We start from the raw sequence: 13,418 nt of genomic DNA on the forward strand, positions 1-13,418 counted from the left end.
GGCGGCCGCCCGCCGCCGGGCCCGGGAAACGGCAGCGATCCCGGTGACCCGCCGGTAGCGTCACGACCCATGCACCGGACCGTCGAGCCGCTGGACGCGGAGGCGCTGCGCACCGCCCTCAGTGGGCGCTGGGCGCAGGTCGACGTGGTGGAGCGCACCGGCTCCACCAACGCCGACCTCCTCGCCGCCGCCGCGGAGGGCGCACCCGACCGATCCGTTCTCGTGGCCGAGCACCAGGACGCGGGCCGCGGCAGGCTGGCCCGCACGTGGGTGGCGCCGCCGGGGACCGGGCTCACCGTCAGCGTGCTGCTGCGCCCCGCCGGGGTGCCGCCTGCCCGGTTCGCCTGGCTGCCGCTGCTCGCCGGGCTCGCGCTGCTCGACAGCATCCGCATGGTCAGCGATGTCCCGGCCGGGCTCAAGTGGCCCAACGACCTGCTGCTCGGCACCCGGCAGCGCAAGGCGGCCGGCATCCTCGCCGAGGTCGCCGACGCCGTGCGGCCCGCGATCGTGGTCGGCATCGGGCTCAACGTCGCGGCCTCGCCCCCCGACCAGCCGGCCGCCACGTCGCTGGCCGACGAGGGAGCGGTCGTCGACCGCACCCGCATGCTCTCCGCGCTGCTGGAGCGGCTCGCCGAGCGGGAGGCGCAGTGGCGCGACGGCCGCGGCGACGCGGAGTCCACCCGGCTGCGCGCCGACTACCGCGCCGCCTGCACCACCCTCGGCTCGGAGGTCAGGGTCGAGCTGCCCGGCGGGGCCGCCCTGCACGGCATCGCCGAGGACGTCGACGCCGACGGGCGGCTGCTGCTGCTCGACGCCGCGGGCCACCGGCGCGCGGTCGCCGCAGGCGACGTGGTGCACCTGCGCCCGTCCGGGTAGCGCGTCGTCCGGCGACCCCGCCCCACGGGCGCTTACCGTGGTGGTGTGGCCTATCCGGACGACCTGCTCGCGGAGGGCGAGCAGGTGGTCGTGCACCGGCGTCCGCACTGGAAGATGCTCATCGGGCCGGTGTGCGTGCTGCTGCTCGTCGTCGCGGTCGCCAGCTTCCTCGCCGCGCTCGTGAGCGCGCAGAGCTGGGCTCTGTGGGCGTGGCTCGCGCTCGCCGTGGCCGGTCTGGCGCTCGTGGGCCGGTTCACCGCCTATCCGGTCGTCCGCTGGCGCACCACGCACTTCGTGGTGACCGACCGCCGCGTGCTCGTGCGGGAGGGCGTGTTCACCCGCCAGGGCATGGACATCCCCCTGCGGCGGATCAGCAGCGTGCAGTTCCGGCAGGGCATGTTGGAGCGGCTCCTCGGATCGGGCACGCTGGTCGTCGAATCGGACTCGGACGAATCGCTCGAGTTCGACGACGTCCCGGGGGTGCGGCGGGTCCACGCCGTGCTGTACGACCAGGTGGAGCGGTGACGCGGTGACGAGACCCCTTCCGATGCAGGTGCCCGCGCCCGGGCTGCCCGAGCACGTCACGATCTACGAGGTCGGCGCGCGGGACGGGCTGCAGAACGAGTCCACGATCGTGCCGGTCGAGGTGAAGGCGGAGTTCCTGCACCGCCTCGCCGCCGCCGGGCTGCGGGTGCTGGAGGCCACGAGCTTCGTGCACCCCAAGTGGGTGCCCCAGCTCGCCGACGCGGGTGACCTGCTGCGGCTGCTCGTACGCGCCGACGGCGTCGACTACCCGGTGCTGGTGCCCAACGAGCGCGGCCTGGACCGGGCGCTCGACGCGGGTGTCTCCCACATCGCGGTCTTCGCGAGCGCCACCGACACCTTCGCCCAGCGCAACCTCAACAGCACCCTCGACGCGCAGTTCGGCATGTTCGAGCCGGTGGTGTCCCGGGCGCTCGCGGCCGGGCTGCGGGTGCGCGGGTACGTCTCGATGTGCTTCGGCGACCCGTGGGAGGGCGCGGTGGCCCCGGAGCAGGTGGCCGCCGTGACGCGCAGGCTCGCCGGCATGGGCTGTCACCAGATCTCGCTCGGCGACACGATCGGCACCGGCACCCCCGGGCACGTCGACGCGGTGCTGGACGCCTGCGTCGCGGCCGGGGTGCCGATCCGCCAGCTCGCCGTGCACTTCCACGACACCTACGGCCAGGCGCTCGCCAACACGCTCGCCGCCCTGCGCCGCGGCGTCCGCACGGTGGACGCCAGCGCGGGCGGGCTCGGCGGCTGCCCCTACGCCGAGTCGGCCACCGGCAACCTCGCCACCGAGGACCTCGTCTGGATGCTCGACGGGCTCGGCATCGGGCACGGCGTCGACCTCGACGCGCTGGTCGAGACCAGCGCGTGGATGGCCGAGCAGCTGGGGCGGCCGTCCCCGTCGCGGGTGGTGCGGGCGCTCGGCCCCGCGACCTGATCCTGGGAGCGACTTTTCGAGGAGGTGCGCGGTGGCGCCGCCGATCCCCCGGGAGCTGATGACTCTCGAGATGTGGGACGCCTGCCCGAGGACAACTCGGCGCACTACGAGCTGCAGGAGGGCGTGCTCGTCGTGTCACCGAAGCCGGCCCGTGGCACCAGAGGGCGATGCTGCTCCTCGGCATGCAGGTGGAGCGGCAATGCCCACCCGATCTGCACGTCGTCCCTGAGTTCGAGGTCCTCGTACAGAGCGAGGGCCCGGCGACCGTCTGTACCTCGACCCGCCCGCTCCTTCGATCACGGTGTACGGCCTGGGCGCACCGGGCGACGGGTACGTGGAGAGCCAGACGGCCACCGGTGAGCTCGTGGTTACCGAGCCGCTCGAGATGCGGATCGACGTCGACGCGCTCGTCGACCGGCGTCCCCACCCATCGGAGGGGTGACCGGACGCACCGTTCCTGCTTACGGTCGACGTTCCCCGTCAGCGACGACTGGAGCGGATCGTGTCCCGTTTGAGGTTCGGCATCTTCCTGGCCCCCTTCCACCCCGCAGGCGAGAACCCGACCAGCGCGCTGCAGCGGGACCTGCGGCTCGTCGAACACCTCGACGAGCTGGGGTACGACGAGGCGTGGATCGGCGAGCACCACTCCGCCGGGTCCGAGATCATCGCGTCGCCGGAGATCTTCATCGCGGCTGCGGCGGAGCGCACGAAGCGGATCCGCCTCGGCACCGGGGTGGTCTCGCTGAGCTACCACAACCCGCTGTGGGTGGCAGAGCGGATCGTGCTGCTCGACCACCTCACCCGCGGGCGCGTGATGCTGGGCGTCGGCCCCGGGTCCCTGCCCACCGACTCGGCGATGATCGGGCTCAACCCCACCGACACCCGTGAGCTGCTCGAGGAGAACCTCGACATCGTCATGCGGCTGCTGCGCGGCGACGAGCCGGTCACGGCCACCACGCGCACCCACCGGCTGATCGACGCCCGGCTGCACCTGCGCCCCTTCTCCGACCCGCTCTTCGACGTCGCGGTCGCCGCGGTGGCCTCACCCACCGGACCGCGGCTGGCCGGCCGTCACGGCGTCGGGCTGCTGTCGATCGGCGCCACCCTCACCAAGGAGGGCTTCGACGCGCTCGCCCACCACTGGAGCGTCATGGAGGAGCGGGCGGAGGCCTTCGGCACCACCGTCGACCGGGCGGCGTGGCGACTCGTGGGGCTGATGCACGTCGCGGAGACCCGCGAGCAGGCATACCGCGACGTCGAGCACGGGATCGAGCAGTGGTTCCGCTACTTCCAGAAGGTGGCTGCCTTCCCGCAGATGGCCGTGGAGGGCGGCGACGTCCGGGAGATGATCGACTTCGTCAACGAGGCGGGCATCGGCGCCATCGGCACCCCGGAGGACGCGGCCGCGCAGGTGCAGCGGCTCGTCGACCAGTCCGGCGGGTTCGGCGCCATGCTGCTGCTCGCCCACGAGTGGGCCAACCCGCAGGCCACCCGCCGCTCCTACGAGCTGATCGCACAGCACGTGATGCCGCGGTTCCAGGGCCAGGCGCAGGCCACGCTCGACGCCAAGGCGCGGGCGAGCGACGCCCGTTCCGGCCACGCGGAGCAGCAGGTGGCGGCCGTCGCGCACATGACGGAGAAGTACCAGAAGGAGCTGGCCGACCGCGGGTAGCGCCCACCCCAGATGCCGGCAAGGTGGCTTTACCGGCGTAATCGGCCAGTAAAGCCACCTTGCTGGCATTCGTGGGGGTGCGTGGCTCTCAGGGCGCCCCGTTGCCCGTGCCGAACATGCCGGTGAAGACGCTGCGGAAGACCAGCTCGTCGTCGCGGTGGAGGGTGGCGCGCAGCCGCACCAGGCCCAGGTCGGGGCGGCTGCGGGAGCGGCGCGCCTCCAGCACTTCCATCGCGGCCCGCAGCTCGTCGCCCGCGAACACGGGAGCGGGCCAGGCGATCTCCTCGCCGCCGGGGGAGCCGAGGGACGGGGAGCGGGCGAGTACGCCGTCGACGTAGGCGCGCATCCACAGGGATGCGGTGAACCAGCCCGACGCCGCGAGACCGCCGAAGAGCGACGCCTTCGCCGCGTCCTCGTCCACGTGGAAGGGCTGCGGGTCGAACCGGTGCGCGAAGGCGACCATCTCGTCGTGGTCGACCAGCACGGTGCCGAGGTCGAAGACGCGGCCGGGGGTGAAGTCGTCGAAGTGCAGCTGCGTCATCGGCCGACGATCTCCAGCGCCGCCTTGTGGACGGCGCCGTTGGACGCCAGGCCGTCGCCACCGGTGAACGTCTGCGCGCCGGAGAGGTCGGTGAGCGCCCCGCCCGCCTCGGTGAGGATCGGGACGAGGGCGGCGAGGTCCCACGGGTTGGCCGCGGCGTCCACGGCGATGTCGAGCACGCCCTCGGCCACGAGGCAGTACATCCAGAAGTCGCCGAACGCCCTGGTCTCCCAGCAGGCGTCGACGAGGCGCAGGTAGTCGTCGCGGCGGCCGATCTCGGTGAACGTCTTGATGTCGGTGGTGGAGAGGTAGGCGTCGGCGAGCTCGGCCACGCCGGAGACGGTGATCCGCCGGGTGCCGGACGGGTCGGAGGTCCACGCGCCCGCGCCGCGCGCGGCCCACCACCGCCTGCCCAGCGCCGGGGCGCTCGCCACGCCGACCACCGGCTCGCCGTCGACGGCCAGGGCGATCAGGCTCGCCCAGACCGGCACGCCGCGGGAGAAGTTCTTCGTGCCGTCGATCGGGTCGAGCACCCAGCCACGCTCGGCGTCGGTGACGGCGCCGCCGCGCTCCTCGCCGAGCACCGCGTCGCCGGGCCGTTCAGCCGTGATCGCGCGGCGCAGCGCGTCCTCCACCGCGGTGTCGGCGTCGGTGACGGGCGTGCGGTCCGGTTTGCGGGTGACCCGCAGGTCGGCGGCCCGGAACCGCGCGAGGGTGATCGCGTCGGCCGTGTCGGCGAGGCGCAGGGCGAGCTCGAGGTCGGCGTCCACGGGCGTCAAGCCTGCCTCATGCCCCGGTGGCGCCGTCGATCCGCTCCCGCAGCAGGTCGGCGTGGCCGTTGTGGCGGGCGTACTCCTCCACCATGTGGACCAGCACCCAGCGAGCCGAGACCTGCTGCCCGCTGCGGCGGGTCATGAGCACGTCCAGCGACGGGAGCGCCGCGGTGACCTCCCGGGCCCGGGCGCACTCGGCCCGCCACGCGGCGAAGGCGGCCTCGGCGCCGGCCGGGTAGGTGTTGTCGAAGTCCCCGTCCGGGTCGGCGTCGGAGTAGAACATCGGGGCGTCCTCGCCGGCGAGGCCGCGCCGGAACCAGGTGCGTTCGACGTCGCCCGGCGAGCTGGGCGGGCTCCAGGCCCGCGCACTTCACCTCGAGGGTGGCGCGGTGGAACTCGAGCCGGCCCTCGAGCATGGTGCGTTCGTCGGCGGCGGCGGGTGGGCGCGGTCGGTGGTCGTCGGGCACGCGCGGGCGATGATCCCGTGCCGCCTCACCCGGCGCGGTCAGAGGGACCGGGCGAACCCGTGGATGTCGCGGACCGTGGCGCGGTACGCGTCGGCGACGGCCTGCCGGAACGACATGTCGGCGCCGTGGGTGAGCCCGAGGTTGACCTTCCCCACCACGGGAACGCCGGCCCGCTGGAGCGTGCGGAAGTACGCGATGCCCTCGTCGCGCAGCGGGTCGAGCTCGTTGACCGTGATCACGTGCGGGGGCAGGCCCTCGACGTCGGCGGTGGTGGCGGAGTAAGGCCAGCAGAGCGGGTTCTCGGCGTTCTCGCCCGTGGGGTCGTAGACCGTGACGAGCAGGTCCATCATCGCGCAGCCGATGTAGTGACCGTCGTTCTCGACCAAGGACGGCAGCTCGCGCAGCTTGCGCTCGGTGGACCACCCGTATCCGCCGCTGATGAAGGGCACCATCGCGTAGACGCCGTCGATGCGGTCCAGGCGCCCGCTCCGCTTCGCCTCGAGCGCGGTGGCGAGCACGAGGTTGCCGCCGCCCGACTCGCCCTCCAGCACGATCTTCGAGATGCCGAGGTCGGCGCGGTGCTCGTGCACCCAGTCGAGCGCGCTCGCGCAGTCGCGCAGGCCGGTGGGGAACGGGTTCGTGCCCTCGGGCGTCCAGGCGTTGCGGAAGTCGACGGTCACCACGACCATCCCGGTGGCCGCGAGGTCGCGGCTCCACCGCCGGTGCACGTCGTTCTCCGTGTTCAGGATGGTCATCCCGCCGCCGTGCAGGTAGATCACGGCGGGCAGGGGGCCGGACGCGTCGGCGGGCCGCACGATGTGCAGCGGGATGTCGTGGCCGTCCACGCCGCGTACCGACTCGGTGCGGCGCACGAGGTCGACGCCGGGCCCCTCCCCGGGCCATTCGCACGGCAGCACGGCGTAGAGGCTCTCGAACGCGGCGTGCGCGCCGCCGACGTACTCGGCCACCGCGGCGGGCGGGGCGCCGCGGTCCAGCGGTGGCGGCGCGGCGTGCCCGTCCAGGCCGAGGGCGCCGAGCGCGGCCCGCAGACCGGGGTGCAGCCGCGGATCGGTGCTCAGATCGATCGACGGGTCGTGGAGCCGGCCCTCGCACCGAGCGGTGGTCGCCTGCGTCATTTCGCTCATCTGTGGCCTCTTTGCAACACGAGCAGAAACTGTTGCATCGGACTGTGTCCTGCGACACCCTTGGCTGTCAAGACGACAGGAGGCGGCACCGTGGAGACCCCGCTGCAGGCGCAGCTCGCCGGAGCGGACGCCCGGCCGACGGCGCTCGACGCCTTCCGGCGGGCGCGGCGGACCTTCCTCGAGGGGCGCCGCGTCGACATGGGCGCGCTCGCCCGGGAGCTCGGCGTCAACCGGGCCACCCTCTACCGCTGGGTGGGCACCCGGGAGCAGTTGCTCGTCGAGATCGTCTGGTCGCTGGGGCACCGCACGTTCACCGAACTGCTCGCCGACCCGGCCACCGTCCAGCCGGGCCGCAGCCGTTCGGCCTCGGTCCTCGACGCGTGGGTGCACGCGGTGATCCAGAACGCGGGCATGCGGGCGTTCGTCGAACACGAGGGTGAGCTCGCGCTGCGGCTGCTCACCACGCGCGCCACCGACTTCCAGGCGCGCCTGATCGGGGTCGTGCACGACGTCCTCGCAGAGGACGTCGGCTCCGGGCGCGTGCAGACCGAGATCCCGCTCGAGGACCTCACCTACGTCGTCGTGCGGATCCTCGAGTCCTACGTCTACCTGACCTTGACCACCGGCGAGGAACCCGACGCCGACCGCGCGGGGAGGGTGCTCCACGCGCTCCTGCCTGCGGCGCAGGAGTGCGGTTGATCCCGTGCTGCCTAGACTTGTGCGGTGACCACCGTCCTGCTGGCCGAGGACGACGCCGCGATCGCCGAGCCCCTGTCCAGGGCGCTGCAGCGTGAGGGGTACGCCGTCGAGGTCGCCACCGATGGCGCCGCCGCGCTCGAGCGCGTGCGGCGCGGCCAGGTGGACCTGCTCGTGCTCGACCTGGGCCTGCCCGGGATGGACGGTCTCGAGGTCTGCCGTCGCGTCCGGCTGGACGACCCGGACCTGCCCGTCCTGATGCTCACGGCGCGCACCGACGAGGTCGACTTCGTCGTCGGGCTGGACGCGGGCGCCGACGACTACGTCGGCAAGCCGTTCCGGCTGGCCGAGCTGCTCGCGCGCGTGCGCGCCCTGCTGCGCAGGCTCACCCCGGAGGCCGTGGAGGTCGGCGGCGTGCGGATGGAGCTGTCCGGGCGCCGGGTGCTCGTCGACGGCACCGAGGTGGGCCTCGCCAACAAGGAGTTCGAGCTGCTGCGCGTGCTGCTGCTGCGCGCGGGCCAGGTCGTCACGCGCGAGGAGATCCTGCGCGAGGTGTGGAACGACCCGGAGATGAAGACGTCCAAGACGCTCGACATGCACATGTCGTGGCTGCGCCGCAAGATCGGCGGTGAGCGGCGCATCGCCACCGTGCGCGGCGTCGGGTTCCGCTTCAACCACGACTAGGCAGGCGGGGGACACCAGTGCGCCGCCGGATCCTGCAGTCGACGTTGCTCGTGGTCGCCATCACGGCGCTCGTGCTCGGCGGCCCGCTCGCGATCACCACCTGGCGGCTCGTGGAGGACATCCACCGCGCCGACCTGCTGTCGCGGCTGGAACAGGTGGCGGCCCGCATCGACTCCGCGGGCGCCACGATCGACCGCGCGTCCATCGAGCTGGCCGTGCCCGCGGGCGGGCGGCTGCTGCTGCAGCGCGCGGGCCTGCCGGACGAGGTGGTGGGCGCGGACGTCGGCGCCGACCCGGTCTCCGAGTCGCTGCCGTTCGCGCCGGGCGCCGTGCTCGTCATGCAGGAGCCGCTGCAGCTGATGCGCACCGAGCAACTGCAGGTCACGGCCGTGGTGCTGCTGCTCGTCGTGCTCTCGGTCGGCACGGGGGCGGTGGTGGCCACCGTCACGGCGCGGCGGCTCGCCGAGCCGTTGCGCGGGGTGGCCGACCGGGCGGCCCGGCTCGGTGCGGGCGACTTCCGCGCCGTGCCCGGGCGGCACGGGATCCCCGAGCTCGACCGCGTCTCCGACGTGCTCGACACGTCGGCCGTCGCGCTCGCCGACCTGCTGCAGCGGGAGCGCGCGCTCGTCGGGGACGTGTCCCACCAGCTGCGCAGCCGCCTCACCGCGCTGCAGTTGCGCCTCGACGAGCTCGCCTCCCACCCCGATCCGACGGCGCGCAGCGAGGCCCTCGCCGCGCTGGAGCAGGCCGAGCGGCTCGCGGAGGTGCTCGACGAGCTCCTGGAGGCGGCGCGGGTGGCGCGCGCAGCGGGCGCGGAGCCCCAGGATCTGCGGGAGGCGCTCTCGGCCGTGGCTGAGGAGTGGCGGCCCGCGCTCAAGGCCGACGGCCGGTCCCTCAAGGTCCGCGTGCCGGAAGGGTTGCTCGCGCGCGTCACGCCCGCCCGCATCCGGGAGGCCACCGGGGTGCTGCTCGACAACGCGGTGCAGCACGGGGCCGGCACCGTCACGCTGAGCGCCCGCGCCGCGGAGACCAGCCTGCTCGTGGAGGTGGCCGACGCCGGGGCGGGGGTGCCGGAGGAGCTCGTGCCCCACGTCTTCGACCGGGGGGTGTCGGTCGGGTCGTCCACCGGCATCGGGCTCGCCCTCGCCCGCGCGCTCGTGGAGGCCGACGGCGGGCGCCTGGAGCTGTCCCGGGCCCGGCCCCCGGTGTTCACGATCTTCCTGCCGGCAGCGCGGGCGGACGACGTGGTGGCGGCCGGTCCGCGCAGGCCCTCGTCGCCGCGCTGACGCCGCTCAGGCGGCGGGCACGCGCCGCCTGCGGACGTCCTCGTCGGGGAAGACGAAGCGGCGGAAGGCCCACCAGCGGAACGCCATGCCGGCGAGCACGCCGATGATCTGGCCGCTGGCGAAGTCGGCGATCTCCTGGGTGAGGAGGCTGACCTCGGGCACCGCGAGGTGGAACACGTAGCGCGAGATCGCGAGCGGAGCCGAGTAGACGGCCACCCCGATGCCGCTGACGAGGAAGAACAGGGCCGCCTCGTGGTGGCGCTCCCGCCCGCCTCGTGTGCGGAAGGACCACTCCCGGTTGAGCACGTACGACACGATCGTCGCCACCAGCACCGCGATGATCTTCGCTGTGAGTGGCTTCTCGGCCAGCACCGTGGACTTGAGCAGCAGGAAGACGACGGTGTCGATCACCCACGTGGTGCCACCCACGAAGGCGAACTTCACGAGCTCGCGGTGCTTGATGGCGATGTCGCGGTAGGGCTGCGGGATGAACGCGAGCGCCGACTCGACAACGGACACCTGTTCGATCGTGCCAGACGCGGGCGCCGAGGTGCTCGCCGGTAGGCTTCCTGCACCGTGAACGCCACCCCCTCGCACCCCATCGGGGGCCCGCCGGTGGTCGGCATGGTCGGCGCCGGGCAGCTCGCCCGGATGACGCACCAGGCTGCCATCGCGCTCGGCCAGTCGTTGCGCGTGCTCGCCGCCGACCCGGCCGACCCCGCCGCCCAGGTGTGCGCCGACGTCCACCCCGGCTCGGCCGACGACCTGCCCGCGCTGCGCGCCTTCGCACGAGGGTGCTCGGCCGTCACGTTCGACCACGAGCAGGTTCCTCAGGAGCACCTGCGCGCGCTCACCGACGCCGGTGTGCCCGTGCACCCGGGCCCGGACGCGCTCCTGCACGCCCAGGACAAGCTCGTGATGCGGCGCAGGCTCGCCGGCCTCGGGCCGGCCGTCCCGGCGTACGCCGAGGTGCGGGAGCCGGCCGACGTCGCGGCGTTCGCCGCCGATCACGGGTGGCCGGTGGTGCTCAAGGCGGCCCGCGGCGGCTACGACGGGCGCGGTGTCTGGATGCTGCGCGCTCCCGAGCCGGGGCTCGTGGCCGAGTTGCTGGCGGCGGGCACACCCCTGCTGGTGGAGGAGGCCGTGCCGCTGCGGCGCGAGCTGGCCGCGCTCGTGGCGCGCTCCCCGTTCGGGCAGGCGGCGGCGTGGCCGGTGGTCGAGACGGTGCAGGAGGACGGCCAGTGCGTGCAGGTGCTGGCGCCCGCCCCCGGCCTCGACGAGGACGTGGCCGCAGGCGCGCAGGAGGTGGCGCTGCGGATCGCCGCCGAGCTCGGGGTCACCGGGCTGCTCGCGGTGGAGCTGTTCGAGCGCACCGACGGCGTGCTCGTGATCAACGAGCTGGCCATGCGACCGCACAACTCCGGGCACTGGACGATCGAGGGCTCCCGCACCTCGCAGTTCGAGCAGCACCTGCGGGCGGTGCTGGACTACCCGCTGGGCGCCACGGCGCCCACCGCGCCCGCTGTGGTCATGGCCAACGTGCTCGGCGCGGCGCAGACCCCCGCGATGTCGGTGGACGAGCGGGTGCACCACCTGTTCGCCCGGTTCCCGGACGTCAAGGTGCACCTCTACGGCAAGGCGGAGCGTCCGGCCCGCAAGGTCGGGCACGTCACCGCGCTCGGCGAGGACATGGCCGAGGTGCGGTCGCGGGCGGCGCTGGCCGCCGCGTGGCTGTCCACCGCGGAGTGGCCGGACGGCTGGTCGCCGCACACCGGCCGCGTCGAGCAGGAGGTGCACGGTGCGTGACCCGCAGGTCGGCGTGATCATGGGCAGCGACTCGGACTGGCGTGTGATGGAGGCGGCCGCCGCCGCGCTCGCCGAGTTCGAGGTGCCGTACGAGGTGGGCGTCTACTCCGCGCACCGCACCCCGCAGCGCATGCTCGACTACGCCGCGAGCGCCGCGGAGCGCGGCCTGCGCGTGGTGGTCGCGGGGGCCGGGGGTGCGGCACACCTGCCCGGCATGGTCGCGGCCGCCACCCCGCTGCCGGTGATCGGCGTTCCGGTGCCCCTCGCGCAGCTCGACGGCCTCGACTCGCTGCTGTCGATCGCCCAGATGCCGGCCGGGGTGCCGGTGGCCACGGTGGCCGTCGGCGGGGCGCGCAACGCCGGGCTGCTCGCCGTGCGCATCCTCGCCGTGGGCGACGCCGCCCTACGCGAGCGGATGGTGCGCTTCCAGGCCGACCTCGCCGACTCGGTGCTGGCCAAGGACGCCGCGCTGCGCGCCGCCGCCGCCGGTCCGGAGTGATCCGCGGAAACCCGTGGCGCGCCGCCCGCCGCCGCACGTAGTGTGGCGGTACACGGGAAAGGAGGTGGTCCAGCGTTGAATAGCTACAGGACTCGTGAGGTGGCTGTCCGCTAGCACCACAGGACTCGTTTCCGACGGCCTATGTGGAAGCCGGTAGTGGTGCCGGCAAATCCCAGGCAGTCACCCGTGATCCCCGGGTCCGAGCCCGTCCAGCTCGATCACGCAGTGCGCTGCGGCCCGGGGATCACGCATGTCCGTAGAACCACCACGAGCCCGGTCGCGGTGCGACCGGGCTCGTGGCGGGTGCCGGGGAGTCAGGGTTCGGGCGAGAGCGACGCGCCGATCTCGCGGAGCCTGGGCGCGTGCTTGCGGGCGTGGTGCTCGCAGAACAGGAGATCGTTGCCGGCCGGGAGAACCACCCGCACGAGGGCGGCGGCGCAGCAGCGGTCGCAGAGATCCTGGCGGGTGAGCACGGGCAGGACGTCATTGAACACAGCGGGCCTCCCGCTCCTCGACGTGCAGCGGACTGGTCGCGGGGGTGCCTGCCGCCCACGACCAGTTCGCCAACTGCACCGCAGGCCGATCCGCAACGATCACGGCTACGGAGAGGGACGAGCTCGCGGTGGCTGAGGGGGGCGCCTGCGTGCTCATCCTCGCTCTCCTTCCGCCGGATCGCTGCCTGCGGTGAGAGAAGCATCCGGCACCGCGGGAGGCCGCTACCACCCCGCTGCCCTCCCGACCGATTGCCGCCAGCATCACCTTCGCTTTGGGGGGTGTCCCCCATGCCACCGGTGGACGATCGGCGAAGCGTGTGATAGCCGCGGGCTCAGGCGTGCCGTTCCAGGCGGGCCACGGCCGCCTCGAGGCGCTCGGTCACGTCCGGCGTGCCCGGCTCCCGGGGCAGCAGGTCGATCACCTTGCGGAACCGCTCCCGATGATGCTCCACGTCGTCGGGCCGCCCGCCGCCGGCCAGCCACCCGCGCAGCGCGAGGTTGTGCGCCGCCACCACGGCGGCGCCGATGACCGCGGCCCGCAGGTCGCCGTCCGGCTCGCCGGCGAAGCGCTCCCGCAGCCGGCGGGTGAACAGACGCCGGTAGTGGTCCACCCGCGCCGACTCCCGGTCGCGCAGGGCGGGCACCTCGTGCGTGAGCCGGAAGCGCTCCACGGACAGCCCGGGGTCCTCGGCGTACAGGTCGAACACCGTCTCGCCCGCGCGCACCACGAGCGACGCGGTGGGCTCCGTCGGGTGCGCGGTGGTGAGCACCTCGTCGATCCGCGCCAGCGCGACCTCGTGGTCGGGCGAGATCGCGTCCTCCTTGCTCGGGAAGTAGCGGAAGAACGTCCGCCGCCCGACGCCCGCAGCGGCCGCGATGTCGTCGACCGTCGTCTCCTCGTAGCCGCGGGTGCGGAACAGCCGGACGGCGGCGGCCACGAGCTCGCGCCGCACCTCGGCTCGTCCCTCGGGCGAGCGGCCACGACGGGAGTTCATGGCACGCAGGGTAACA

General features: G+C 73.8%; 16 protein-coding genes. 9 read left to right on the forward strand and 7 right to left on the reverse strand.

Annotated features, from left to right (window positions below):
- Positions 1-69 precede the first annotated feature (69 nt).
- The 4 genes from ACFPL3_RS02770 to ACFPL3_RS02785 all read left to right on the forward strand — a co-directional run bounded on the left by ACFPL3_RS02770 (position 70) and on the right by ACFPL3_RS02785 (position 4,016).
- Entirely contained in the window at positions 70-876 is an 807-nt protein-coding gene (locus ACFPL3_RS02770) for a biotin--[acetyl-CoA-carboxylase] ligase (RefSeq protein WP_343937906.1), read from the forward strand.
- Positions 877-921: 45 nt separating this feature from the next.
- Positions 922-1,401, forward strand: a complete 480-nt coding sequence (locus ACFPL3_RS02775; RefSeq protein ID WP_343937904.1) for a PH domain-containing protein — start codon at positions 922-924, stop codon at positions 1,399-1,401.
- Positions 1,402-1,423: 22 nt separating this feature from the next.
- Positions 1,424-2,344 carry a hydroxymethylglutaryl-CoA lyase gene (locus ACFPL3_RS02780; protein ID WP_343938001.1) on the forward strand — a complete coding sequence of 307 codons (921 nt, stop codon included), beginning with the start codon at positions 1,424-1,426 and terminating at the stop codon, positions 2,342-2,344.
- Between the two features lie 502 nt (positions 2,345-2,846).
- The gene (locus ACFPL3_RS02785) at positions 2,847-4,016 is read left to right on the forward strand and encodes an LLM class flavin-dependent oxidoreductase (RefSeq protein ID WP_343937900.1); all 1,170 of its coding nucleotides are present in this window, start codon (positions 2,847-2,849) and stop codon (positions 4,014-4,016) included.
- An 88-nt stretch (positions 4,017-4,104) separates the two neighbouring features.
- Here ACFPL3_RS02785 and ACFPL3_RS02790 read toward each other — a convergent pair whose 3' ends face one another.
- From ACFPL3_RS02790 to ACFPL3_RS02805, 4 genes are all read right to left on the reverse strand, one after another.
- Positions 4,105-4,557: a MaoC family dehydratase gene (locus ACFPL3_RS02790; RefSeq protein ID WP_343937898.1), complete on the reverse strand. Its 453-nt coding sequence runs from the start codon at positions 4,555-4,557 to the stop codon at positions 4,105-4,107.
- Complete coding sequence (gene hisN / locus ACFPL3_RS02795; RefSeq protein WP_379588385.1) at positions 4,554-5,327, reverse strand: histidinol-phosphatase; 774 nt, start codon at positions 5,325-5,327, stop codon at positions 4,554-4,556. Before hisN ends, ACFPL3_RS02790 begins: the two co-directional genes overlap by 4 nt.
- A 16-nt stretch (positions 5,328-5,343) precedes the next feature.
- Positions 5,344-5,613: a mycothiol transferase gene (locus ACFPL3_RS02800; protein WP_343937894.1), complete on the reverse strand. Its 270-nt coding sequence runs from the start codon at positions 5,611-5,613 to the stop codon at positions 5,344-5,346.
- 222 nt (positions 5,614-5,835) lie between these two features.
- Entirely contained in the window at positions 5,836-6,942 is a 1,107-nt protein-coding gene (locus ACFPL3_RS02805) for an alpha/beta hydrolase (RefSeq protein ID WP_343937892.1), read from the reverse strand.
- Between the two features lie 90 nt (positions 6,943-7,032).
- Between ACFPL3_RS02805 and ACFPL3_RS02810 the strand changes: the two genes are divergently transcribed.
- From ACFPL3_RS02810 to ACFPL3_RS02820, 3 genes are read left to right on the forward strand one after another with little or no spacing between them, the layout of a single operon-like run.
- Positions 7,033-7,641, forward strand: coding sequence for a TetR/AcrR family transcriptional regulator (locus tag ACFPL3_RS02810; protein WP_343937890.1), 609 nt, complete (start codon positions 7,033-7,035; stop codon positions 7,639-7,641).
- 24 nt (positions 7,642-7,665) lie between these two features.
- Positions 7,666-8,322, forward strand: coding sequence for a response regulator transcription factor (locus tag ACFPL3_RS02815; protein ID WP_343937888.1), 657 nt, complete (start codon positions 7,666-7,668; stop codon positions 8,320-8,322).
- 17 nt (positions 8,323-8,339) lie between these two features.
- On the forward strand, positions 8,340-9,608 hold the full coding sequence (locus tag ACFPL3_RS02820) for an ATP-binding protein (protein WP_343937886.1): 1,269 nt from the start codon (positions 8,340-8,342) through the stop codon (positions 9,606-9,608).
- Positions 9,609-9,614: 6 nt separating this feature from the next.
- On the opposite strand, the gene ACFPL3_RS02825 is transcribed toward ACFPL3_RS02820, so the two are convergent.
- A complete protein-coding gene (locus ACFPL3_RS02825; protein WP_343937884.1) occupies positions 9,615-10,127 on the reverse strand; it encodes a GtrA family protein in 513 nt (170 codons plus the stop codon).
- A 57-nt stretch (positions 10,128-10,184) separates the two neighbouring features.
- Here ACFPL3_RS02825 and ACFPL3_RS02830 point away from each other — a divergent pair, with 57 nt between their 5' ends.
- Entirely contained in the window at positions 10,185-11,414 is a 1,230-nt protein-coding gene (locus tag ACFPL3_RS02830) for a 5-(carboxyamino)imidazole ribonucleotide synthase (RefSeq protein WP_343937882.1), read from the forward strand.
- On the forward strand, positions 11,407-11,913 hold the full coding sequence (purE, locus tag ACFPL3_RS02835) for a 5-(carboxyamino)imidazole ribonucleotide mutase (protein ID WP_343937880.1): 507 nt from the start codon (positions 11,407-11,409) through the stop codon (positions 11,911-11,913). Before ACFPL3_RS02830 ends, purE begins: the two co-directional genes overlap by 8 nt.
- A gap of 314 nt (positions 11,914-12,227) precedes the next feature.
- Here the strand turns inward: purE and ACFPL3_RS02840 are convergent, their stop codons facing one another.
- Positions 12,228-12,407, reverse strand: coding sequence for a DUF7455 domain-containing protein (locus ACFPL3_RS02840; protein ID WP_343937878.1), 180 nt, complete (start codon positions 12,405-12,407; stop codon positions 12,228-12,230).
- A gap of 332 nt (positions 12,408-12,739) precedes the next feature.
- Complete coding sequence (locus ACFPL3_RS02845; protein WP_343937876.1) at positions 12,740-13,402, reverse strand: TetR family transcriptional regulator; 663 nt, start codon at positions 13,400-13,402, stop codon at positions 12,740-12,742.
- Between the last annotated feature and the right edge of the window lie 16 nt (positions 13,403-13,418).

Source organism: Pseudonocardia zijingensis, from assembly GCF_042657305.1.
Taxonomy (GTDB): domain Bacteria; phylum Actinomycetota; class Actinomycetes; order Mycobacteriales; family Pseudonocardiaceae; genus Pseudonocardia; species Pseudonocardia zijingensis.

Coding starts and splice junctions, on each gene's coding strand:
- ACFPL3_RS02770 (WP_343937906.1), top strand. CDS start 70: ATGCACCGGACCGTCGAGCCGCTGGACGCGGAGGCGCTGCGCACCGCC.
- ACFPL3_RS02800 (WP_343937894.1), bottom strand. CDS start 5,613: ATGTTCTACTCCGACGCCGACCCGGACGGGGACTTCGACAACACCTAC.
- ACFPL3_RS02790 (WP_343937898.1), bottom strand. CDS start 4,557: ATGACGCAGCTGCACTTCGACGACTTCACCCCCGGCCGCGTCTTCGAC.
- ACFPL3_RS02845 (WP_343937876.1), bottom strand. CDS start 13,402: ATGAACTCCCGTCGTGGCCGCTCGCCCGAGGGACGAGCCGAGGTGCGG.
- ACFPL3_RS02805 (WP_343937892.1), bottom strand. CDS start 6,942: ATGAGCGAAATGACGCAGGCGACCACCGCTCGGTGCGAGGGCCGGCTC.
- ACFPL3_RS02780 (WP_343938001.1), top strand. CDS start 1,424: ATGCAGGTGCCCGCGCCCGGGCTGCCCGAGCACGTCACGATCTACGAG.